The 23,169-nt window shown below is 36.4% G+C and carries 25 protein-coding genes; 9 read left to right on the top strand and 16 right to left on the bottom strand.

The window, feature by feature from the left end; genetic code table 11:
• Positions 1-5: 5 nt before the first annotated feature.
• Both cysE and JG738_RS05185 read left to right on the top strand, forming a co-directional pair.
• A complete protein-coding gene (gene cysE / locus JG738_RS05190) occupies positions 6-713 on the top strand; it encodes a serine O-acetyltransferase (protein ID WP_197685371.1) in 708 nt (235 codons plus the stop codon).
• A gap of 3 nt (positions 714-716) precedes the next feature.
• A complete protein-coding gene (locus JG738_RS05185; protein WP_201338687.1) occupies positions 717-1,886 on the top strand; it encodes a pyridoxal phosphate-dependent aminotransferase in 1,170 nt (389 codons plus the stop codon).
• On the opposite strand, the gene JG738_RS05180 is transcribed toward JG738_RS05185, so the two are convergent.
• Entirely contained in the window at positions 1,877-2,137 is a 261-nt protein-coding gene (locus tag JG738_RS05180) for a hypothetical protein (RefSeq protein ID WP_201338686.1), read from the bottom strand. The genes JG738_RS05185 and JG738_RS05180 overlap by 10 nt on opposite strands.
• 2 nt (positions 2,138-2,139) lie before the next feature.
• Positions 2,140-4,206 carry an STT3 domain-containing protein gene (locus tag JG738_RS05175; RefSeq protein ID WP_201340477.1) on the bottom strand — a complete coding sequence of 689 codons (2,067 nt, stop codon included), beginning with the start codon at positions 4,204-4,206 and terminating at the stop codon, positions 2,140-2,142.
• Between the two features lie 37 nt (positions 4,207-4,243).
• Here JG738_RS05175 and JG738_RS05170 point away from each other — a divergent pair, with 37 nt between their 5' ends.
• On the top strand, positions 4,244-6,196 hold the full coding sequence (locus JG738_RS05170) for a fused protease/ribonucleoside-triphosphate reductase (RefSeq protein WP_201338684.1): 1,953 nt from the start codon (positions 4,244-4,246) through the stop codon (positions 6,194-6,196).
• Here JG738_RS05170 and JG738_RS05165 read toward each other — a convergent pair.
• The 13 genes from JG738_RS05165 to JG738_RS05105 all read right to left on the bottom strand — a co-directional run bounded on the left by JG738_RS05165 (position 6,193) and on the right by JG738_RS05105 (position 17,912).
• Positions 6,193-6,489, bottom strand: a complete 297-nt coding sequence (locus JG738_RS05165) for a hypothetical protein (RefSeq protein WP_201338683.1) — start codon at positions 6,487-6,489, stop codon at positions 6,193-6,195. The two genes, JG738_RS05170 and JG738_RS05165, sit on opposite strands and share 4 nt — an antisense overlap.
• A gap of 63 nt (positions 6,490-6,552) precedes the next feature.
• Complete coding sequence (lpxD, locus tag JG738_RS05160; protein WP_201338682.1) at positions 6,553-7,512, bottom strand: UDP-3-O-(3-hydroxymyristoyl)glucosamine N-acyltransferase; 960 nt, start codon at positions 7,510-7,512, stop codon at positions 6,553-6,555.
• Positions 7,509-7,976: an acetolactate synthase small subunit gene (gene ilvN / locus JG738_RS05155; protein ID WP_201338681.1), complete on the bottom strand. Its 468-nt coding sequence runs from the start codon at positions 7,974-7,976 to the stop codon at positions 7,509-7,511. The genes lpxD and ilvN overlap by 4 nt, the downstream gene beginning before the upstream one ends.
• Before the next feature lie 2 nt (positions 7,977-7,978).
• Positions 7,979-9,673, bottom strand: a complete 1,695-nt coding sequence (locus JG738_RS05150; RefSeq protein ID WP_201338680.1) for an acetolactate synthase large subunit — start codon at positions 9,671-9,673, stop codon at positions 7,979-7,981.
• 60 nt (positions 9,674-9,733) lie between these two features.
• On the bottom strand, positions 9,734-10,642 hold the full coding sequence (locus tag JG738_RS05145) for a phosphatase (protein WP_201338679.1): 909 nt from the start codon (positions 10,640-10,642) through the stop codon (positions 9,734-9,736).
• Positions 10,642-11,853, bottom strand: a complete 1,212-nt coding sequence (gene ilvA, locus JG738_RS05140) for a threonine ammonia-lyase (RefSeq protein WP_201338678.1) — start codon at positions 11,851-11,853, stop codon at positions 10,642-10,644. The genes JG738_RS05145 and ilvA overlap by 1 nt, the downstream gene beginning before the upstream one ends.
• The gene (locus tag JG738_RS05135) at positions 11,850-12,287 is read right to left on the bottom strand and encodes a CoA-binding protein (protein WP_201338677.1); all 438 of its coding nucleotides are present in this window, start codon (positions 12,285-12,287) and stop codon (positions 11,850-11,852) included. The genes ilvA and JG738_RS05135 overlap by 4 nt, the downstream gene beginning before the upstream one ends.
• Positions 12,288-12,328: 41 nt before the next feature.
• Entirely contained in the window at positions 12,329-13,111 is a 783-nt protein-coding gene (locus tag JG738_RS05130) for a M48 family metallopeptidase (RefSeq protein ID WP_201338676.1), read from the bottom strand.
• 39 nt (positions 13,112-13,150) lie between these two features.
• A complete protein-coding gene (feoB, locus tag JG738_RS05125; RefSeq protein ID WP_201338675.1) occupies positions 13,151-15,247 on the bottom strand; it encodes a ferrous iron transport protein B in 2,097 nt (698 codons plus the stop codon).
• Positions 15,244-15,465 carry a FeoA family protein gene (locus JG738_RS05120; protein WP_201338674.1) on the bottom strand — a complete coding sequence of 74 codons (222 nt, stop codon included), beginning with the start codon at positions 15,463-15,465 and terminating at the stop codon, positions 15,244-15,246. Before JG738_RS05120 ends, feoB begins: the two co-directional genes overlap by 4 nt.
• Before the next feature lie 9 nt (positions 15,466-15,474).
• A complete protein-coding gene (locus tag JG738_RS05115) occupies positions 15,475-16,620 on the bottom strand; it encodes an OprD family outer membrane porin (protein ID WP_201338673.1) in 1,146 nt (381 codons plus the stop codon).
• A gap of 205 nt (positions 16,621-16,825) precedes the next feature.
• Complete coding sequence (locus JG738_RS05110; RefSeq protein ID WP_201338672.1) at positions 16,826-17,116, bottom strand: hypothetical protein; 291 nt, start codon at positions 17,114-17,116, stop codon at positions 16,826-16,828.
• Positions 17,106-17,912, bottom strand: coding sequence for a phosphatidylserine decarboxylase (locus JG738_RS05105; RefSeq protein ID WP_201340476.1), 807 nt, complete (start codon positions 17,910-17,912; stop codon positions 17,106-17,108). The genes JG738_RS05110 and JG738_RS05105 overlap by 11 nt, the downstream gene beginning before the upstream one ends.
• A gap of 56 nt (positions 17,913-17,968) precedes the next feature.
• Between JG738_RS05105 and gltX the strand changes: the two genes are divergently transcribed.
• Genes gltX through JG738_RS05090 form a run of 3 tightly spaced genes read left to right on the top strand, consistent with a single transcriptional unit; the run spans position 17,969 to position 21,137 of the window.
• Positions 17,969-19,261: a glutamate--tRNA ligase gene (gltX, locus tag JG738_RS05100; protein ID WP_201338670.1), complete on the top strand. Its 1,293-nt coding sequence runs from the start codon at positions 17,969-17,971 to the stop codon at positions 19,259-19,261.
• Positions 19,261-19,563, top strand: coding sequence for a YggT family protein (locus JG738_RS05095; RefSeq protein ID WP_201338669.1), 303 nt, complete (start codon positions 19,261-19,263; stop codon positions 19,561-19,563). Before gltX ends, JG738_RS05095 begins: the two co-directional genes overlap by 1 nt.
• Positions 19,560-21,137 (top strand): lytic transglycosylase domain-containing protein, encoded by a 1,578-nt coding sequence (locus JG738_RS05090; protein WP_201338668.1) that lies wholly within the window; start codon positions 19,560-19,562, stop codon positions 21,135-21,137. Before JG738_RS05095 ends, JG738_RS05090 begins: the two co-directional genes overlap by 4 nt.
• Here JG738_RS05090 and JG738_RS05085 read toward each other — a convergent pair.
• Positions 21,079-21,570, bottom strand: coding sequence for a hypothetical protein (locus JG738_RS05085; RefSeq protein WP_201338667.1), 492 nt, complete (start codon positions 21,568-21,570; stop codon positions 21,079-21,081). The genes JG738_RS05090 and JG738_RS05085 overlap by 59 nt on opposite strands.
• A gap of 81 nt (positions 21,571-21,651) precedes the next feature.
• Here JG738_RS05085 and mobB point away from each other — a divergent pair, with 81 nt between their 5' ends.
• Genes mobB through JG738_RS05070 form a run of 3 tightly spaced genes read left to right on the top strand, consistent with a single transcriptional unit; the run spans position 21,652 to position 23,162 of the window.
• On the top strand, positions 21,652-22,137 hold the full coding sequence (mobB, locus tag JG738_RS05080) for a molybdopterin-guanine dinucleotide biosynthesis protein B (protein WP_201338666.1): 486 nt from the start codon (positions 21,652-21,654) through the stop codon (positions 22,135-22,137).
• Between the two features lies 1 nt (position 22,138).
• Positions 22,139-22,984: a class 1 fructose-bisphosphatase gene (locus JG738_RS05075; RefSeq protein WP_201338665.1), complete on the top strand. Its 846-nt coding sequence runs from the start codon at positions 22,139-22,141 to the stop codon at positions 22,982-22,984.
• Positions 22,968-23,162, top strand: a complete 195-nt coding sequence (locus JG738_RS05070) for a hypothetical protein (protein WP_201338664.1) — start codon at positions 22,968-22,970, stop codon at positions 23,160-23,162. The genes JG738_RS05075 and JG738_RS05070 overlap by 17 nt, the downstream gene beginning before the upstream one ends.
• Positions 23,163-23,169: the final 7 nt, after the last annotated feature.

The following is a 23,169-nucleotide window of genomic DNA, read 5'->3' as shown; positions in this document are numbered from 1 at the left end:
AAGGGATCTCCTTTTTTCAATTAATAAAAGAGGATTTTTCCATTGTGTGGGAGAGAGATCCAGCAATTCATTCTAAATTTGAACTTCTTACAAACTATCCAGGAGTATGGAGTATCTTTTGGTACCGTATTGCTCATAAACTCTATTCATGGGGACTCAAACTTCCAGCACGTATACTCATGGGCATAAATCAAATCTTTACCGGAATTGACATTCATCCTGCTGCAAAAATTGGTCGAAGAGTTTTTATCGATCATGGTATTGGTGTTGTCATAGGAGAGACAACAGAAATAGGAAATGATGTTCTTATATATCAACAAGTAACATTAGGGGGAGTCAGTCTTTCTCACGGCAAACGGCATCCAACTATTAAAGATGGTGTGGTTATTGGTGCAGGAGCGAAAGTGCTTGGTAATATTACAATTGGTAAAAATGCTAAAATTGGAGCAAACTCTGTAGTAGTTAAAGACGTTCCAGATGAGTCTACAGCTGTAGGTATTCCAGCACGTGTGGTGAGTAAAGGGTTTGATCGCGGAAAACTCTCTCACAACAAACTTCCTGATATAGATAAAGAGTTGTTTGAATATCTTTTGAAACGTTTTGCGCTCCTTGAACACGCTTATATGTCTGGAGATAAAGATCTTCTTAAAAAAGAGGAAGAACTTGATAAAATATATCAAGAGTTTTTAAAATCTATGAAATTAAAGGATTAATACATGCTTGCACGCAGAATAGATCAATTGAGTGAATCTCTTACTATGGCTATAACTTCATTAGCCAGGGAACTCAAAGCAAACGGTAAGGATGTTCTAAGCTTTTCAGCTGGAGAGCCAGATTTTGATACACCGCAGGCTATCATAGATGCAGCTATTAAAGCGATAAATGAAGGATTTACAAAATATACAGCTGTAGATGGTATTCCTGAGCTCAAAGAAGCAATAATTGGAAAACTTCAAAGAGACAATGATCTGAGTTATAAACCAGAACATATAATAGTAAGCAATGGGGCTAAACAGAGTCTCTTTAACCTCACACAAGTGCTTATTGATGAAGGTGATGAAGTTATAATTCCATCTCCCTATTGGGTAACCTATCCTGAACTTGTCAAATATGCTGGAGGCAAACCTGTTATCATTCCTACTAATGAGTCAAGTGGATTTAAAATAATTCCAAAACAGCTTGAAGATGCCATAACACCAAAAACAAAGCTACTTATTCTTACTACCCCTTCCAATCCCACAGGCGCAGTATATACAAAAGAGGAGCTTGAAGCACTAGCAAAAGTACTAGCTGGAACGAAAATTTTTGTAGCTAGTGATGAGATGTATGAAAAGTTAGTATACGGTGGAGCAAAATTTACAAGTGCAGCAAGTATTAATGAAGATATGTTTGAACGCACAATCACAATTAATGGTCTCAGTAAATCTGCAGCAATGACTGGCTGGCGGTTTGGCTATCTCGCTTCATCTCAAACAGAACTTGTGAAAGCTATGAAAAAATTGCAAAGCCAAAGCACATCCAATATCAATTCCATAACTCAAAAGGCTGCTATTCCAGGACTTGATGGAACCATAGAAAATGATATCGAGATGATGCGCAAAGAGTTTGAAAAAAGGCGTGACAGAGCCGTAGCACTTCTCAATGCAATTGATGGCATTTCAGTTCTTAGTCCAGATGGAGCCTTTTATCTCTTTGTCAATCATTCACAAATCGAAAAAGATTCCATGCTCTTTGCAAAAAAACTTCTCGAGCAAGAGGGTGTCGCCGTGGTTCCTGGTATCGGTTTTGGTAGCGAAGGATATTTTCGTTTTAGCTTTGCTACAGATATGGCAAGTATTGAAGAAGGAATAGAGAGAATAAAGAAATTTGTAACACACTACCGTTGATGGTAGTGTGTAAAAAGTCCTGTAGTCCAGTTACTCTCCTGCGATTTAGAAGATGGTGTTGTAGAGTCTTTTTTCTTTTGTTTTTCTCTTGTTTCCTTTTTTGATAAAGTTTTGTTAGTAAAGTTCTCTACTATAATATAAAAAATAAAAATTGCTGCAGCACTATAGAGAGCAGTTGTAAATGCTTCACTCAATAAGGCTACGATCCCACCTATTATAAAAATAATAAAGCCAATGACTTCTCTTTTCATTGCTATCGACCTATCAATTGAAAGATTTTTGCATCTTGCGTAAAACTTAGTGTTTTAAAGAGTTTTTTATCAAGATTATTAAAGAAAAAAGCCTGAAAGAAAAAGCTATTTATATATCGGTATGCTCCAATAATAAATCTATTTTTATAGACAATTATTGCATAGTTATTTGGCCGATAAAAAAGAGTATTGCGAATTGCCACTCCATCGCTGAAATAAATTTTACCAATAAAATCTTTCTTTTTCCCCAAATATAAAATACCTCTTTGGAGATCTATTTGGATTTTTTCTCCTTGTACAATACCTTTTTGTGTATTAAATAAGTGCAACTTATCTATCCAAACAAACCCTTCTTTTTTCTCATTTTCAAAATATGCAAAATTTTCAATCACAGGGAGTTTTGTGATTATCTTGTCATCAAAGTAGTAATAAATCTCATTCTTTTTTGGAGGCAGTTGAGGATTTGTCTTGTGTAAATTGTTTAAAATTTTGTTTAATTCATAATTTTTGGCTACATATGGAAAAACAGACCAAGGAAAAATTTTGTCAAATTTCTCTATAAAAAATCGATTGAAATTAGCAATAAATTCTTGATCGCTGGAAAAAAGAGTTTTTGCTACTATATAATTATCATAGTGATGTTTTCCATTATCTATAACAGTTCTTTTATTAGAGTAGTACCAAAGAGGCCAACCATAATCCCACCATGTAAGAATATAACCTTTCTCTTTAGTATTGAGATGTGTTGTAATAGCTTTTACTTGACCTGCATTAAAAAAGGGTGAGAGAAGATGATTATAGGCATCCATTATATGAAGATAAAAAGCTACTATAAAAGCAGCTGCTCCATAAAAGATCACATCTGCAAATTTTCTTTTTTCTACTTTTCTATATAAGAGAAAAAATATATAGATAAATCCAGCAACAATTACTGGTACAGCAAAAGTTGTAAAGCGAACCCCTGCTTTTAAAGAGATTAGTCCAATGATATAGGGCAAGAGCAATATAAAAACCTCTCTGTGGTTCCAAACCAAAAGAAAAAGACCAAGAGAGCCAAGTAAAAAAATAAAAAGTGATCCGCTACTATAAGTAACAAGCTGCCTCCATGTTATCCCTTTTGCTTCAGCGACGGTTTTGAGTGTTGATTGAAGAGCTATTGTTTTACCACTCTTATCTTTAAAAGTTTTTTCTTGCTTTTGTAAATATGTGGCTGCTCTTTGCAGATATCCTTTTTGATATGCTACAAATCCGGCACTTACAAAAAGTACAAGAGCAAATACCAGTAACCATTGTGATGAGATATGTACTTTTTTATTTACAAATATTAAAAATGATGTAATAAACAAAATAGTAATTACTATAAATAATGGAGAAATCGGTACAATTGGTAAAAGATAGATAACTAAAGCATAATAATAAAGCTGCTCTTTTCTTGCAAAGAGCAAAATATACAAGGCAAAAAAGATTACAAGTCCAAATGTAAGGGGCTTAGCTGAGTGGTAGTAAAAATGAAAAAAGAGCATGAAAATTGCGCCTAATCCACTAAAGAGGAGATTTTTTCTCTTTAACATCGCTATCATAGTATAAGCAATCATAAAAAAGAGAGGGAAATTTAGTATATCTGTATCAGTATATCCTAAATGTGTCCTAAAATAGTAGTTCATACCTATGCTTGCAGCCAATGCACTCCAAAAACCGACGCGCAACAACCCAAATTCATAAAATATTAAAACAAGAGGTATGACAATCAAAGATGCAAAGAAAGCTGGTAACATGAAAATGCTTACATCAAGAGGAATATGTAGATACTTCGTTAAAACATAGATAATTTCACCAAGCATTCTATCTGTAATATAGTGTGGAATATTGCTAGAATGAGTGAGAAGATTTTTAGCAATGCTCGCATGGAGCCCTGCGTCTGCAGTCCAAATTGAAATGATATGGCCACCAAACTGAAATTCTGGATGTTTTTTTGCTAGAAAATAGAGAAAAAAGCGGAAAAAAAGTGCAAAAAGATATGCTAATGAAATTAAAAATATAACACTTTTAGTTTTATTATTCTCTCTCATTTTTCCATCTTCGCTATAATTTCTTAAAGGAGTTTTCATGTATGTAACTTCTAGGTTTATTTTAGCTCAGGAAACTAAAGAAGAGCTAAAAAAGCTTCCGGTAAATTTTGGATTTGGACTTTTTAGCGAAGTAGTGTTTTATCGTAGCTACAGTCGAATAAAACCAGATGGTTCTAATGAAAATTGGAAAGATGTAGTTGTCCGTGTAACAGAAGGCGTCTTTTCTATACGTAAGGATTACTATATAAAACACCATCTCCACTGGGATGAAGAATATTGGCAAAACTTTGCCAAAAAATTTGCAATTGCAATGCATCAACTTAAATGGCTTCCTCCTGGCCGAGGCCTTTGGATTATGGGAGCGGAATATATGTATGAAAGAGGAAGCGCAGCTTTGTATAATTGCGCTGCAGTAGATAGTTCTGATCTTTCTCTCGCAGCTGACTGGGCAATGGATATGCTCATGGTCGGTGCAGGAGTAGGGTTTAATACTGCATGGGATGGAAAAGCATATCGGCCTAACAAAAAAAATTATAGAATCTATGAAATAGAAGATAGCAAAGAGGGATGGGTAAAATCGGTTAGGCTTCTTTTAGAAAGTTATACAAAGAAAAAACCTTTTTATCGTTTCGATTATTCAAAAATAAGACCTGTAGGTACTCCTTTAAAAACCTTTGGTGGTGTAGCAGCAGGGCCTGAACCTCTCAAAAAACTTCATAAGACACTAGAAAAAACTCTTGATGATTATCTTGATGGAAAAATAGACAAAACTCGCACAGTAGTTGATATTTTTAACCATATTGGTGTATGCGTAGTCTCTGGAAATATTCGCAGATCTGCTCAAATAGCAATAGGAGATCCAGATGATGAAACATTTATCAATCTCAAAAATTATGAGCGCTATCCTGAGAGAAGAGCGTATGGATGGATCTCTAATAATTCAGTGATATTAGAAAATATCAACGATTTTCATCATATTGATAATCTCACAGAACATATTTACCAAAATGGTGAGCCAGGTATTTTACATTTAGAAAATATGCAAAAGTATGGAAGATTTGGACAAATCATAGAAGATAAAGCATGGCTCAGTAATCCTTGTGGCGAAATAGCACTCGAAAGCTACGAGCTGTGTAATCTTGCAGAAATTTTTATCTCAAAGTGTAATAATTTAAATGAGTTTTTAGAGATGGTTGAGTATGCTACATTTTATGCATCTACCGTTAATCTTCTTCCTACACATAGAGAAGAGACCAATGCGATAGTAGCAAGAAATAGAAGAACAGGTGTAAGTGTCTCAGGAGTAGCAGATGCAATAGAAAAAATCGGTTTTGATACTCTTGTTAGATGGCTTCGTAAAGGCTACGAAAAAGTGCGTAGTATCAACACTTCCTTGGCACTTGAAGCTGGAATTCCTTCTTCTTTAAAAGTTACAGCAGTAAAACCATCGGGTACTATTAGTCTTTTAGCAGGCACAAGTCCTGGAATGCACTACCCTCTTGCTCCTTATTCTTTACGCCGCATAAGAGTAGGGTTTCATACACCTTTAGCACAACTTCTCATGCAAAACGGAATGGAGTATGAAGAGGATATTCACGATCCACAAACTGTTATTTTTGCATTTCCTCTCCACTATGACAATCCTAGATCTTTGCAAAATGTAACTGTTTGGGAACAGATGATGGTACTTACAACGCTTCAAAGAGAGTGGGCAGATAATATGGTCTCTAATACTATTGAATTTGATCCAAAGAAGTATCAACCAAAAGATCTTGCAAAAATTCTGAAAATGTTTTTGCCTATGCTCAAATCAACAACATTTATGCCAAAAGAAAATAGATTCTATCCTCAACCACCCTTTGAAGAGATATCACATGATGAGTATAAAAAGAGAGTAAAAAAGCTTCCAAAAATACCTTGGAATGAGCTACGTCATCACAGAGCAGCATCAAATGAGTACTGCAGCCCTAAAAGCTGCAGCCTCTCTTAATCTCCCCCAATTCCTTCCTCATTATCAAGTGGCGTAGCATGCTCGGTTGGAACATAATCTTTGCCAAACTCTTTTTTTGCAAGTTGCAATGCCTCTATGAGATCATCAATGTTTTCATAGGGAATATGTACTTTCCATTCTGGTTCAAGCGCATTACCTTTCAAAGAGATCCCTATGCTCACAACTGGCTCACTCCCCTCTCCATAGGGCTCAGTAATGTGTGCTACACTTACAACTCCATCTTTTGTTCCATGAAGATGGAATAGTTTAATTTCACTATGCGTTTTTGCCATATCGCCCTCCTTTATTGTTTACAAGGATTATAACAAAAACTTCTACTTCTCAGTGATACTTTTCTAGCAGTTACCTCTTTTAAGAAGTCGAACGAGAAGGGCTTGGAGTTTGAGCCACTGTTTATGCTCCATGAGAGGAAAACCGGAATAGACTTTTCCGCCAGGAATAGATTTTGTTACTCCACCTCGTGCTGCTATCACAGCATAATCTCCAATTGTAAGATGTCCCGCAGTTGCGGCCTGTCCCCCAATAGTAACATTTTTGCCAACAATAGTAGATCCAGAAAGCCCGGACTGTCCAGCCATGAGAACATTTTCACCTACAATACAGTTATGTCCAATTTGTATGAGATTGTCAATTTTTGTACCTTTTTTTATTATGGTAGATCCAAAAACTGCCCTATCAATAGCACAGTTTGCTCCAATCTCTACATCATCCTCAATTATTACATTGCCATTTTGATATATTTTAATATGTCGACCATTCTTTGTATGAGCAAATCCATATCCATCACTCCCAATAACAGTTCCTGCATGAATAATGCAGTTTTTTCCTATGTGACAGTCACGATAGATTGTAACATTAGGATAAATAAGTGTATTATCACCAATAGTAACATTCTCTCCTACGACGACTCCTGGCATCAATGTAACATTATCACCAATAACAGTATTAAAACCGATGGAGACATTTTGAGCTATAGTGCAGTTATTGCCTATTTGAGGCTCTTTGCCGCTTTTACTCATAGGCTCTTTTGCAAAAAGTTTGGAGATATAGGCTAAGGTGAGATAGGGCTCCTCACTAATAAGAGCACTTACCCCTTTTGGCAAAAGGGATAAAAACTCTTTTTTTACAATAACTGCACCAGCTTGTGTTTTTTTAAGTGCATTGAGGTACTTTTTATTTTCCAAAAAGGAGAGTTGATCTTCTTTTGCATCTTGCAAGGCTGCAAGAGAGTGGATCTCTTTATCCTCTCCTACAAGTTCAAGATCATACTGTTTTGCTATATCACTTAATCTCATCGCTCTATCGCCACAACACCGCTTCTAACTATCTCTTTAGGATTGAAACGTTTTAACGCACTAATAAAGTTTGCAATCCTTCTTGGCTCATCGGCGGCCATAATAATTGCGCTATCTTGTCCTATATTTACAATATTACCATTGTATGCACGACATAAAGCTTCAACATCTGAAAGCCTCTCTTCTAGAGGGATTTTTGCCATAACCATCTCTTTTTCAATTAAATCGCTATGCTCTATTACTTTATATACCGGTATAAGTTTGTGCAATTGCTTTATAATCTGCTCTATGACACGAGGACTCCCACTCGTTACTATTGTCAATCGTGAATACTTGCTATTTGGAATAGGTGCAACAGTCAACGTTTCAATATTGTATCCCCTTGCTGCAAAAAGCCCGGTAATACGCGTAAGTACGCCATGTTCGTTCAATACGATTACCGAAATTACTCTTCTTTCACTCATTATCAATCCTTATACTCTAAAAGCATATTATACAGACTTCCCCCAGCAGGAACCATAGGTAATACATTTTCATACCTATCGATCACAACATCAATAAGTGCTACAACGCCTTTGCTTATTGCATCATCTAGTGCCTTATCAAACTCATCTTTTGTTTTGACACGATAACCAACACCGCCAAAACTCTCAGCCACCTTCACAAAATCTGGCTGCATAGAGAGATCAGTTTCAGCATAGCGTTTATCGTAGAAAAATGTTTGCCACTGACGAACCATGCCCAGATAGTTATTATTTAAAATAATATTAATAACTGGCAGTCTATGCTCTACTGCTGTCATAAGCTCTTGAATATTCATTAAAATTGAACCATCTCCGCTGATATTGACACTTATTTCATCAGGTATACCCTTTTTTACCCCCATAGCTGCTGGAAAACCAAATCCCATTGTACCAAGTCCACCACTAGTGATAAACTCTCTTGGACGAGTAAATGGATAGTACTGCGCTGTCCACATCTGATGCTGTCCCACATCAGTAGAGATTCGCGCTTTTCCTTTGAGCTTTTCTCCAACTCTTTGGATTACCCATTCAGGTTTTAGCACTTCATCACTATCTTCATACGTTAAAGGATGGAGCTCGTTATAGCGTCTCAGTATATCTCTCCATGGCTCATATCTGCTTGGATCCACCTTCTCTTTTGCTTGAGGCACCATCTCTTCAAGGACTTTTTTGAGATCCCCAACAATTGGATAGTCTACATGTACAAGCTTTCCAATACTGCTTGGATCAATATCTACATGGATGATTTGTGCATATTTCGCAAATTCTGAAAGCTTTCCTGTAACTCTATCATCAAAGCGCGGCCCTAATGCTATCAAAAGATCTGCTTCACTCATCGCCATATTTGCTGCATATGTTCCATGCATACCAACCATACCAAGAAGCAATTCATCATCATAGCGCAGAGTTCCTCGAGCCATGAGAGTTTCAACAGCTGGGATCTGTGTGGCTTGGACAAGTTCACGCACTAAATCTGCACTATTTGAGTGAATAATACCACCACCAAGATAGAATACCGGTTTTTTAGCTTGTGCAATCGCCTCAATTGCCTTTTTTATCTGACGTGCATTTCCTTTGATGGTTGGCTTGTAGGTTTCTAGCTTTATCTCTTTTGGATAGTTAAACTCGGCTATCTGTGCAGTCACATCTTTTGGAATATCCACATGTACTGGACCAGGTCTTCCTGATCTTGCAATATAGAACGCTTCAGCCAAAATATGTGGTAGCTCTTCAGCACTTTTGACTAAATAGTTATGCTTCGTACATGGTCTACTGATACCTACAGCATCTATCTCCTGGAATGCATCTGTCCCGATCATAGAAAGGGGCACCTGTCCACTCACAACTACTAAAGGAATAGAATCCATATATGCAGTTGCAAGACCTGTTACTGCATTGGTAAATCCAGGCCCACTTGTGACAAATGCTACACCAACTTTTCCTGTTGCTCTTGCATAGCCATCTGCTGCATGGACAGCTGCTTGCTCATGACGTGTAAGGATATGTTCAAAATAGCGATGTTTATAAATCTCATCATATACATTCATGATTGCACCACCGGGGTATCCAAAAACTACTTCTACCCCCTCTTCTCTCATGGCTTCAACTACCATCTGTGCACCGCTCATCTGTGCCATATATTCTCCTACTCCAAATTAACTTTTTTTAATTTTATCCAATTTGCAAAAAAAATCAAACTAATTTTCTCCTATTTTACACATTTCCAGGGCAACACCTTCACGCACACCCTCATCAATCACTACCATTTCACTGTATCCAGCTACTTTACAAAGCTCTTCAAGTATAACAAGACCTGCTACTATTGCATCTTCTCTTCCTGTTCCCACAAGTTTTGCTCTTTTGCGAGGATCGAGGCGTATAAGCTTATGATAAGCCTCTTTTATATCATCAATATTTATTATTGAGCCGCTAACTTTTGTAGCATCATAGGTAGCATACTCCATACCAAGCTTCAAAGCTGCTACTGTTGCAGGTGTACCACCAGTACCTACAAAAATTTTTGGTTTTCCAAAAAACTCAAAACTATCTTGCAAAAACTCCCTTATAGCTCCGATTTGCTTTTTAATTCCTAAAACAATCTCTTCTCGACTTTTATACAGAGATATTGTAGTTAAAATTCCCAAGGGGAAACTATGAAAGAGTAATCTGCTTCTATGTTTAAGAATTATTTCTGTAGATCCACCTCCAATATCAGCCATCAAAAATTTCTCTGTATCTTTACCGGCATTTCGAAGACCAAAGCTTACACCCTGAACACTGTAAAAACACTCTTGCTCCTCATCTATGATCTCTACATTGATGCCAGTTGCTTGTCTAATTTTTTCCACTGTCTCTTTTGCATTGTTAGCTTTGCGAAAAGCAGCTGTTGCAACCGCTTTAAACGGTTCATCAAATCTAATTTTCTCTTTTGCTTCTTGTAAGGCATCAATAATACGTTTCGTTGCAGCTTCAGAAATTTTTTTTGTACTTGCAAGTTCTTCAGCAGTTCGCACTACCTTTTCATACTCTGCAACTTTTTTTAGTGTTTCACAATCGATTTTGACCACGCGAAGGGAATTTGAACCGATATCAATACCAATTGCCATCACTTCTCCTCATAGAATCTAAATCCATGACGAGTGAGAAGTTCGCGGATCTGCTCTTGATGCTCCTTACCTTTTGTTTCAAGCCCAATAGAGACATTGGCATCTCCATAGGCAAGATTTGCTGAAGTTCTATCATATCCGATCTGTACAATATTGGCACTTACACTTGCTAAAATCTCTGTAAGCTTCATGAGGCTTCCAGGTTTATCTACGAGTGTTACAATAAGTTTCATCTTACGATAGGATTTGATAAGACCTTTTTCAATAATGACACTGAGCATTGTAACATCAATATTACCTCCACTAAGTACCACTGCAATATTTGCATTTTCAGGAAGATTCAGTTTTTCATACAAAAGCGCTGCAACACCAACAGCTCCAGCACCTTCTACAACAAGCTTTTGATTTTCAAGTAAAAACAAAATTGCATCTGCAATCTCTTCATCATCAACTTCTACTATATCATCTACTGTGTCTAAGATTATTTTTAGAGTAACTGGAGAGGTATCACGTACCGCAATACCATCTGCAATAGTGCGTACTTGTGTAGAATCAACTGGACGTCCAAGCTGGAAAGATTCACGCATCGCAGGTGCTCCTGCAGCCGTCACACCGATGATTTGAATTTTTGGATTTATCTGCTTAATAGCACTTGCTATTCCTGCAATCAATCCACCACCACCTATTGGCACTAAAATAGCATCGAGATCTTTTGCTTGATCTAAAATCTCTAAGGCTATTGTTCCCTGTCCTGCCATCACATCATAATCAGCAAATGGGTGGACAAAGGTTTTATTATGATCTTTTGCATACTGCACTGCATAAGCATAGGCTTCATCATAATTGCTGCCATGAAGGATGACACTAGCACCATAAGATTTCACACCATTGACTTTTGTCAAAGGTGTGTTTTCTGGCATGACAATTGTAGCTGGAATTTGAAAGTAGTTGGAGCTAAAAGCAACTCCTTGAGCATGATTGCCGGCACTTGCTGCTACAACGCCTCTCTTTTTTTCTTCTTGAGAGATTTTTGCAATTTTATTAAAAGCACCTCGCAGTTTAAAAGCACCGGTTACTTGCAGATTCTCTTTTTTTAAAAAGATCTTGTATCCACATTTTTTACTTAAAATCGGTGCATACGCATAGGGAGTTTTACTCGCTACTGACTCAATACGCTTAGCAGCTTGTTGGATATCTTGTAGTGTTATCATTGCGCACCAAAGAGCATTTTATGATCTACCATTGTGCAGCGATTTTGCACTACTTTCATACCAGCTTCTTGCGCCTTTTTGGCAGCTTCATTGTTCACGATGCCTTTTTGCAGCCACACTGTATCGATATCTCCTCTTTGGATAGCGGCCTCTACAATGGGCATTACAGCAGCTGGTTTACGAAATATATCGATCATATCTATCTTGAAAGGAATTTCTGCAAGAGATCTGTAGACTTTTTCTCCCAAAATCTCCTCTTCTTTGGGATAGATGGGAACTATTTTAAAGCCAACATTTTGTAAATAGGCAGCTACTCTATGACTATCTTTGGTAGGATTTGGAGAGAGACCTACTACAGCAATTGTTTGAGTCTTTTCAAAAATAGCCTTTATTTCATCCATATTTGCGTTAATTGTAGGAAATTCGCACTCCATAGTACTCCTTTATAAATTGATGCGATTTTAACAAATAATAACTAAAATCTCCTTGAGCAATCCCGTTTGATGGTAACAAGCTCTTTTATATATTTACGTAAAGCTCCTATCCGGTGTTCGTCAGATGGATGGGTAGAGAGAAACTCTGGAACTTTTTTCCTGCTTTGCCGCATCATTTTATACCAAAACTTTACTGCTTCATAGGGATTATAGCAAGCCTTATACATAAGATAGAGTCCAAGTTGATCAGCTTCATATTCAAATTTTCTGCTGTATGGGTAGAGAACACCATACTGTGCTGTTACACCATAGGCAAGATCAAAAAGTGGCCCCCATCCTCTCTCATTAATATTCAAGCCTTGTGCTAAGAGTTTCTTTCCAACTTCACCAATCATAGCCATAGATACTCTCTCACTGCCATGACGCAGTATTGCATGTGCTACTTCATGGCCTATAACAGCTGCTAGTTGATCTGGATTATCAATAAGCTTTAAAAGTCCAGTATAAACAAATATCTTCCCACCCGGAAGACAAAAAGCATTTACTTGTGGAGACTCTAATACATAAAACTCCCATCTATATCCTGGATGGAATTCCTCATCTGCAACTCTAGCAATACGCGTTGCAACCTCTTTGACAAGACGATTGTAATAGGGGTTGTGAGATACTTTTGCTCTTTGAAGTATCTGCTGCTTAGCACTCAGACCCATCTGGATCTCTTGCTGGGGAGATATGAGAATGAGTTGTGATCTATGTGTATAAGGGTTTTTAGTGCAAGCTACAAATAAAAGAAGTGCTGTAATAAGTGCAAAAAATTTTTTCACAGAAAATCCTTTGAGGATTTTCTGCAATTATACTATATGTTAATACCCAAGGAGTGCTAAAACTCTATAGACTCCAAATGCCATGAACCAAGCTAAAACGTTTGGATAGATAGTATAAAAAGTTCGCCATGCCCATTGTGGTATCTCTGCATAAAATGTACTCATAGCAGCGACACAAGGACTATAGATCATGATAATAACTATAAGGGCAATAGCTGCTTTGAAATCCACATTTTGACGAAGTTTTGTAATGAGTGTAGAACTCTTCTCATCTGCCTCACCAACTGCGTAGAGTGTTGCAAGCGTAGATACAACTACCTCTTTAGCAGCAAGCCCACTTATAACGGCCACACTCATTCTCCAATCAAAACCTAGTGGAGCAAATATTGGCTCAATTGTTTTTCCAAATTTACCAAGATAGCTAGTTTCAAGCTCTTTTGCAGCTAATTCGTTTTGTAATGCAATTTTTTGCTCCTGTGTTGAGGCTGCAGAAATTTTAGCCTCATACTGTTTAACGAGATCTGGTGATTTTGGATAGGAGCTTAAAAACCAGATAATCATAGCAGCTCCTGCAATGAAAGTCCCAGCTTTTTTCAAAAAGAGTTTTGCTTTTATCCAAAGCTCCATTGCCAGTGCCTTCATTGATGGAAAACGATATGGTGGCATCTCCATGACAAATGGTTCAGGTTCACCTTTAAAAAGGACAATGCGGAGAATTTTTGCAACAATAAGACCTAAAATAGCTCCGCCTATATAAATAGCAAAGAGTACATTTCCTGCGCTATGTGTCGGAAAAAAGGCAGCTATCAAAAGTACATACACAGGCAATCGTGCACTACAGTTCATAAATCCAAGTACGAGCATAGTAATAAGTCGATCTTTTGGGTTTTTAAGGGTTCTTGCTGCCATATAGGCTGGAACAGTACAACCAAAGCCACTTACAAGTGGTATAAAGGCTTTTCCTTGTAATCCAAACTTTTTCAAAAATCCATCAAGTAAAAATGCTGCACGTGCCATATATCCAGTTTGTTCTAAAAGATTGATACCTAAAAAGAGAATCAAAATATTAGGTAAAAACATAATCACTGATCCCACTGCTGGTATAACACCATCAGTTATCACAGAATTAAAATCGCCTGGAGGTAAAATCCCTTTGAGCCAATCAGCAAAATTCGTAAAAGTTTGATCAATATAATCAACTGGTATTGATCCCACTTCAAAAGTGATTTGAAAGAGTGCCCACATAAAAAAGAGAAAAAGAGGCAAACCAAATATAGGGTGTATCAAAATTTTATCGATTTTATCTGTAAGAGACTCTTTACGAGGCGCTTGCATGACCTGCATTACTATAGATTTTGCAATAGAGTTCCTCTCATTTGCTATGATGTCAGCTACACTCTCCTCATCAAATTCCAGTTGCAAACGATGCATACTTTTGCCGAGTGCTTCATGAAACTCTAAAAATATTGGTAGATCATGTACCTCTTTATAGACATCTTCATCTTTTTCAAAAAGGCGAATAACATAAAATCTCGCGCGATCTTCATCTGTAAAATGGGGAGATTTCAGTAGAATTTTTTGCAATGATGTGATCTCATCTTCTATTTTTTCATTATAGAAGATTTTTCTTCGCTCTTTTGGAGTATTATATTCATCAATAACCAAATCTATAATATCATCTACTCCCCTTTTCTCTTTTGCAGAAGCCAAAACTACAGGGCGACCAATTAATTCAGAAAGTTTTACTGCATCAATCATGCCACCTTGCTTCTCAACTTCATCAATCATATTAACAACAAGTATCATCTTCGGATTCATATCAAGAAGTTGCAAAGTGAGTATAAGATTTCTTTGCAATACATTCGCATCAACTACATTAATAATAAGATCGTAATCTTCATATAATAGATAGTTTTTTGTTACCTGCTCTTCAGGAGTATAAGCATTAAGTGAATAGATTCCTGGAAGATCCACTATGTTTATATCATACTCCCCTTTTTGGAGCCTCACCTCTTTCTTTTCTACTGTTACTCCAGTAAAATTCCCTACATGTAATCTTGCATTGCTCATAGCATTTATAATGGAGGATTTTCCTACATTGGGCTGCCCTACCATTGCAACTTTTATCTGCTTCATCGCTCCACCTCAATAGCTTGTGCTTCTTCTTTACGCAGTGCTACACGTGTACCTTCCACATCAACTTCCCATGTCTGTTTTTGTAAGGTGTGATCAAGAAGTTTTATTCTATTGCCTTTTGCAATTCCCATAGATACTAACCTTGCTTTAATAACATCATCAGCTTTTATTTTTTTAATGATTGCTTCATCGCCTATTTTCATATCAGTTAATTTCATACGACACTCCTAAAAACTTTTTTTTATTATTATGCGAAATATATCTCTGTCTTCCCCATTTGGTAATTTATCATTAATAGAAGCATAGACAATTTCACTCTCTACTCCAAAAATTTGCATAGTTGCATAGAGATCAATTTCATCTGTATCAAATTGCGATTTCTCTTTTGCTCGAAAATTTCCATACGTTATACCAAAATCGATACTCTCATTATAACTATATGAAGCACCTAGTACAAAACTTCGTGCTTTTTTAGCATCTACAGCATCAATAGTGAGATCTTCCATGGAAGTAAAAAATGCTCCTCCTCCAAAACTTGACATACTAGGTGTATTACCAAATTCTTTATTTGCTGCCAATTGCAATGATATATTTTGATACGTTGTTTCTAAAAAGATACCAAAAGTCTTGGAATCTAAATTTCCTATTAAACCATCACCTGTATCAGTTGCTCTATCAAACTGTAGTGATGCAAGAAGTGAAAATTTGTTCCAGATAAAAGTATGCGACAACTCCCCATACAAAACATTGGCTATCTGATCAATATGATAATACCAAAGGAAAGCTCCGTTATTCTCATCTTCATACCCTATACCGGTAAAAAACATTCCATCAATTTTTTTATTTATACCAAATACTTCATTGAGACGAACAAATTTTTTTATATCACCTCCATTCTCCCATCCTGCCATTTTTGTAACATATCCAGCTTCAATATTTACATTATCCCAACTCTTTTGATAATGTACTCCTTCAAAATAGTTTGGAACCATTCTAATATCATCACTATCAGCATGTGGGGTATCTATACTCATACGCCCTACTTGTAACATATTAGTTGTATCACTATATTTGATATAAGATTCTCCTAAAAAAGCAAAACCTCCATCGTATGAGCCAAAGAAATCGCTATTACTCCCTTGTATTGGAGCAATAGCATAAATCACAGCACCAATTTGTAGTCCATTAAATGATGGTGTATCAAAATGTATATGTCCACCAATCGCAGCTGCACTTTTGTCACCATCTATATATCCCGCTCGCAATTCACCTTGCATATGTCGCTCTTCATCAGATGTACCAAGTTGCTCACGCAAAGACTCTTGTGCCATTGCCATGACACACATTATGCTAAAAGTTACTACTCTTTTCATTTCAGTCCTTTTTCTCTTTTCTTCATGTACGAAATAATAGAAAAATATTGCTTATAGGTAACTTAATCATGATAATCGTTATCGTTATTGGTAGTTTTACTATTTCATTTCATATCCACTTTTTTCGATTAGTTTCTTCAAAATTAAAAACACAGAAATTTTATATTTGTACGAAGTAAAAATGATGTTTTGTGGAAGCAGTTTGCTATGTTTGTTCTATTTGATTGTAATATGCCATTAACTTAGCGCGCACATCAGCTATCATTTGAGGCGTTGCTTGAGGAGATTCGAGCCATACTGCTTGGAAATTCTCTTTTGACGTTGTATAGACACACTCATTCAAAAAGGCACTATACTCCTCTATCGTTTTACAATAGCGCTCTTCCCCAGTTTCTGTATTGACACAGCGAATCATCCAACCACCAAGTCCGTTAGGTACGATTTCAGCCTCAACTATTAATATGTCCTCTTTTGGAATATTGTTTTCACTCTCCATATTTGACCTTTGCTATTTGTTGTCCAAATTTTACTGTAGTATTTGATTGTACCACAAGCTTACAAAAATCTTTCTCAAAAAAGAGCAATACCGTCGATCCCATTTTAAAATATCCTAAAAGTTCTCCCTTTTGTAACCAAAGATCTTTATACTCATATATTGCAATCTCTTTTGCTCTATTTGTCTCTATGCGACTCTCAAATACCAATGTCATCTGTCCAACATTTAAAGCACCTACTAAAACGATAAAAATAGTCTTTCCCTCTTGAGACTCACATTCAAGAATAACTCTCTCATTTTCTATAAAAAGATTAAATTTTTTACGGAGGTACCGTAAATTTACAGGATAGAGTTTTCCTGGAATATGAACAACCCTTTTAATACGTAGAGTATATGGCATATGGTAGCGATGGTAATCACGAGGAGAGAGATAGCAATTAATATACTCTCCATTATATATACGTGAAGCATCACACTCTCTTAAAAGATTATCAATACTGTACTGCATACCCTTTATTTGTAGTGCAATGTTGTGCTGCAACATACCTACTTGGGTAATCAAAGAGTCTGTTGGGGCTATAACACCATCTTCTATATCTCTTCTTTTCTGCAGTGCTCTTGTAAAAAGTGCATTGAGACTCTCATACTCATTTGGATCTTTAAACTCATCCATGTCGAGTTTGAGGAGCTTTACATAGGAAGAATTAATAAATCTTTGTAAAAGTGGATGAAATCTATGGCTAGCAAATTTTCCAAATCCACGGGAAACTATATTTGACAGTACCCTCTTTTTCAATCTTTTCCTTTTAACGAAATTTATATTACAATTGCACAAACCAAAAAAGGATAAAGATGCTTAGATTTGCACCAAGTCCAACAGGTGATATGCATATTGGCAACTTGCGCGTCGCAATTTTTAACTTTATTGTAGCAAAACAGCGCAAAGAAAGATTCATTATTCGTATAGAAGATACAGATAAAGAGCGCAATATCGTGGGAAAAGATAGAGAGATTCTTGCAATTTTAGATACTTTTGGACTAAAGTACGATGATGTTGTCTATCAAAGTGCCAATTTCTCTTTTCATCACAATTTTGCATATAAACTCTTAGAAGAAAAAAAAGCCTTTGCATGTTTTTGTACACCTGAAGATCTTGAAAAAGAGCGAAAAGAAGCAGCAGAACAAAAACGAGCCTATCGCTACAGTGGAAGATGTGAGAGCATCACTTTAGAAGAGGCACAAAAAAGAGGTGAGCCATTTGTAGTTAGAGTAAAAAAACCTGAACGAGCAATAGCATTTCAAGATATTATCAAAGGCAATTTATGCTTTGAGCCAAATGAAGTTGATAGCTTTATCATTTTACGTATTGATGGCACTCCCACATATAATTTTGCCTGTGCAATAGATGATATGCTCTATGATATCTCTCTCATTATCCGTGGAGAGGATCATCTCTCTAATACTCCCAAACAGATTCATATAAGAAATTTACTAGGATATGACAAAGAGATTGAATATGCCCATTTGCCAATTATTCTCAATGAAATGGGCAAAAAAATGAGCAAAAGAGACGATGCATCTTCTGTAAAATGGCTTTTAGATGAAGGTTTTTTACCAGAGGCCATTACAAACTATCTCATACTTCTTGGTAATAAAACGCCTAAAGAGATTTTTACCCTAGATGAAGCAATTACATGGTTTGATCTCAAAAATATCTCCAAAGCTCCTGCACGATTTGATATGGAAAAACTGCGCTTTATCAACCGCACACATTTAATGCAAAAAGATCCCCAAGAGCTTGCAAAACTTCTTCAAATCCACCCAAGTTTAGGAGAGCTTGCAAAACTTTACTTAGAAGAGGCAAGTACACTCAAAGAGCTTAAAGAAAAACTTGATACAATATTTTCAAAACAAAAAGATTTCAAAGAGTTCGCACAAGAAGCAGCTATCCTAAAAAATATTATCGAGAATATGCAACTACCTGAAGATTTCAATACTTTCAAACAAGAGCTCATGCAACAAAGTGGTCTGAAAGGAAAGCGGTTTTTTAAACCGTTGCGTCTTTTGCTCACTGGCGCAGAGCACGGACCAGAGATTTCTCTGCTTTATAAATATCTTAAACCCCATATCAAAGAGGTGATATAATGATTGTTATAGCTACATTTTTACAAGCACTCGCACAGATTTTACACATGGTTATTAATATCTATATTTGGGTTGTTATCATAGCTGCTCTTATTACTTGGGTACGTCCTGATCCTTACAATCCAATTGTACAGACACTCTTTCGTCTCACTGAGCCAGTATATGCCCTTGTACGACGCTATATTCCTACTGTTATTGGCGGCATAGATCTTGCGCCACTCATCATTATTATTGGGTTGCAATTTATAGATATGTTTTTTGTGCGACTTCTTATGCAATTTGCGATGAGGCTGGGAGCTTGATTAAGCTCCTGTGGCTCATACTTCCTCTCACTCTTTTTGCAAAAGAGATAACGTTAGAGTTTCTCAAAAGCAAACCTCGCTCAACTGCAAGAGACTACTATATCTGGCGCTATTTAGATCAAAACATCACCCCTGCCCAGGCACAGCATGCATTGACTCTGGCAAAGAGAGTAAACAAAAAAATTCTTCTTCACTATGCACAAAAGATAGACGATAACGCAACAAAAAGAGCAGTATTATGCCTCTACAAACCTCTTTCACAACTCATCAAAGAAGATAACGCTTGTCTTGCAGCAGGGATGAATATAGCAAAAGCTTCTCTGCTACAAACAAAAAAGCGTATTGCACTTTTTAAAAGGCTTACTGGATTTTCCATTCAACAAGATATAAAATTTATGCTAACAAACAATCCTTTCGGTGTACTGCACAATAATCCACAAAAATTTTTGGAAATCTTTCTTGGATCTTCTTCAAAATATCGAAAAAAGTATTTCAATAGAGCCTATTCCAAAGAGTTTCTCAAAAAACTCTCTCAATATCCTGCATTTAATGCTTTTGCAACTACAGCCATTTTTGAAGAGCACAACAAAATAGTCTTCTCACTTATCCGTTTATCACCACAATATTTCAATGCTAAAAGTGCTTTTTATATAGGATTGGCTGCTTTTAAAAGAGGCTATCCACACATAGCACAATCATTTTTACAAAGAAGTCTTGCAAAAGCATATTTCAAAAAAGATAGAGACAAAGCCCTCTTTTGGCTCTACAAAATCACAAAAAAACAGATCTTTTTAGACAAACTTCTCAAATCAAAAGACCTCAATATCTATACTCTCTTAGCTTCATATATTACAGGTAATGAGTACACAAATTTTTACACTCCCCAACTCAAGGGAAAAAAGAAAATTAAGCTCAAAGATCCTTTTGTATGGCTTGCTATAAAAAAAAGAATAAGTAGCGAAGATCTTACAAAGCTAAAAAAGGAGTTTTCTTATCGCAATACACAAAATGTATATGCAATTATAGATGAAAAACTCTCTTCTTATACAAGGCACCCCTTTATTTTGCCGTATGAAAAGTATCTTCAAGACCAAAACACTTCTCAAAAGGCTCTCATATACGCTATTGCAAAGCAAGAGAGCAGATTTATCCCTAGTGCAATTTCATCATCCTATGCACTAGGGGCGATGCAGTTTCTCCCCTTTTTAGCCAAACACATTGCTAAAAAGCAAAAGATAAAAAACTTTGATCTTGATATGATGTTTGATGAAAAAATAGCCCTCACTTTTGCAAAGCATCATCTTCACTATCTCCAATCATATCTTTACCATCCTTTGCTTGTTGCCTACGCTTACAATGGAGGGATTGGATATACAAAACGTTCTGTTATAAAGATTTTTCATAAATATGAGCCATTGATGGCAATGGAGATGATACCTTCTAATGAGAATAGAGAGTATGGAAAAAACGTCTTAGCAAATTACATAATCTATATGAAAATTTTTGGAAAAAACCTCAATCTACCTCATATCGTTCAAATGTTACAACGGCCGGAGGATAGTTGCGGTTTTTGAAAATGAGTTGGAGTTTCTTTCCCTTTGATTTTGGAAAAGTTACAAGATAGAGTCTGTACCATTTTTGTACAAATGGCATGGTTTTAGCTAACTTACTATCACTCTCAACCTCTTTAATGGTTAAAGGTTTGTGCCCATTGAGTGTTAAAGTATAATCTGGATTAAAAAGTCCCGATTTTTTTGGATCTTCAAAATCATTATCAATATAGACTCTCATAAAAAAATACTCTTTATCATTTCTCTTTTGCAAAGGGTTTAGGTAGGTAGCAATAATCATTGCTTTATTTTCCAAAGAGAGAACTATGTCACCTTTTTTAGTATAGCGTAATGCCTCTACGTAAGGTTTATCTTTAGCAAAAATATTGATTTCCTCTTTAACTGCACATCCTGTTAAAATTGCTATTGAAAAAATAATTATTACAAGACGTTTCATACCTACCTTTTCTTATTTTTCGCAATTATAGCTTAGCTTAACTTTTTATAGGATAAAATACTTCTTAAAAAAGAGGTACATGTGCGAAAAGCTGTAGCGTTTACAGGCCCATCCAATAGTGGTAAAACCACTATCATAGAAAAAGTCGCTAAAAAATTGGTGGGCAAGTATAAGATAGCAATAATCAAAAATGATCCCAAAGATAAAGCACAATTTGATATAGAGGGTAAGGATAGTTATAAATTCTTCCAAACTGGAGCTGAAGTGGTTGTCACCTCCCCTACGCGGACTACTTACTTTTCTCATAGAAAAAAAGAGTTAGAAGATATTATTAAAATGATAGATGATTTTGATATTTTGCTTGTTGAAGGGTTAAAATATCTCCCTCTGCCTCGCATAGGTGTCTTTCGCCAAAAGGTAGATGAGAGCTATTTTGACTACATAAAAGCGGTAGCCATCGATACAACGATAGATAAAAGCAGTATCCCAAAACATATAGAAACACTCGATCTCAACGATACTGATCAAATAATAGAGTGGATAATGAACAACGCGCAAGAGGTGTGAGATGACAGAGATAATTGAAGCTATAAAAAGAAGTGCATTGCGCATTAGCAAAGCTATTGTAGAAGAGGAGTTTGGATACGAAGGCAGTGTAAATACCTGCGGAGAAGAACAACTCAAACTCGATGTTCTCAGTGACAAAATCATAGAAGAGGAGCTCTTTAAAGCTTCATCTATCAAAAAGATCGCAAGTGAAGAGAAGAGTGAAGAGACCCAGTTTCACGAAGATGGAAAATACCTTGTAGCATATGATCCTCTCGATGGAAGTAGTCTTGTGGATGTAAATTTGAGTGTAGGCTCAATTTTTGGCATTTATGAAAATACGTGGAGTGGAAAAAACCTTGTAGCTTCAGCATATATAGTCTATGGTCCTCGTGTAGAACTTGTTGTTGCAACAGTAAAGGCTGAGCGCTTTATTTTGCGCAATGGTGAGTTTGAATTTATGCAAGAGTTGCAACTAGAACAAAAAGGAAAACTCAATGCTCCAGGTGCAACACAAAAATTTTGGTATCCTCACCATAAAGCCCTCGTGGAATCTCTCTTTCAAGAAGGATATCGTCTCCGCTACTCTGGAGGGATGGTTCCAGATCTCCATCAAATTCTTGTCAAAGGTGGAGGACTTTTTAGCTATCCTGGGACAGAAGACAAACCGCAAGGAAAGCTACGCAAACTTTTTGAAGTGTTTCCATTTGCAAATATATATGAAAAAGCTGGAGGAGAAGCAATCGATGCAACAGGGAGAAGACTACTTGAACTTGATTGCAACTCCCTCCATGAAACAACACCATGTTTTTTTGGTTCGCACTATGAAATAACAAAAGTAAAAGAGTACTATGCAAAAAAAGCTTGATAGATATGAAGAGCGCTTAACTATAGCAACAAAAGAGCTCAAAGAGTGCCAACAAAAGCACAATCTCAACTCCTGCCTCAAGTGTAAAAAAATTATAGGCTGCCGCATTCGCAATGAGTATGTTGACGCAGTGTATAAGAGCATGAATAAAGGGCAAGGGGGAGGATTTGAATTTTAAGGAGAGT

It is taken from the genome of Nitratiruptor sp. YY08-26 (genome assembly GCF_016593215.1).
Classification (GTDB): domain Bacteria; phylum Campylobacterota; class Campylobacteria; order Campylobacterales; family Nitratiruptoraceae; genus Nitratiruptor; species Nitratiruptor tergarcus.
This window is presented reverse-complemented; position numbering and strand designations above follow the sequence as displayed.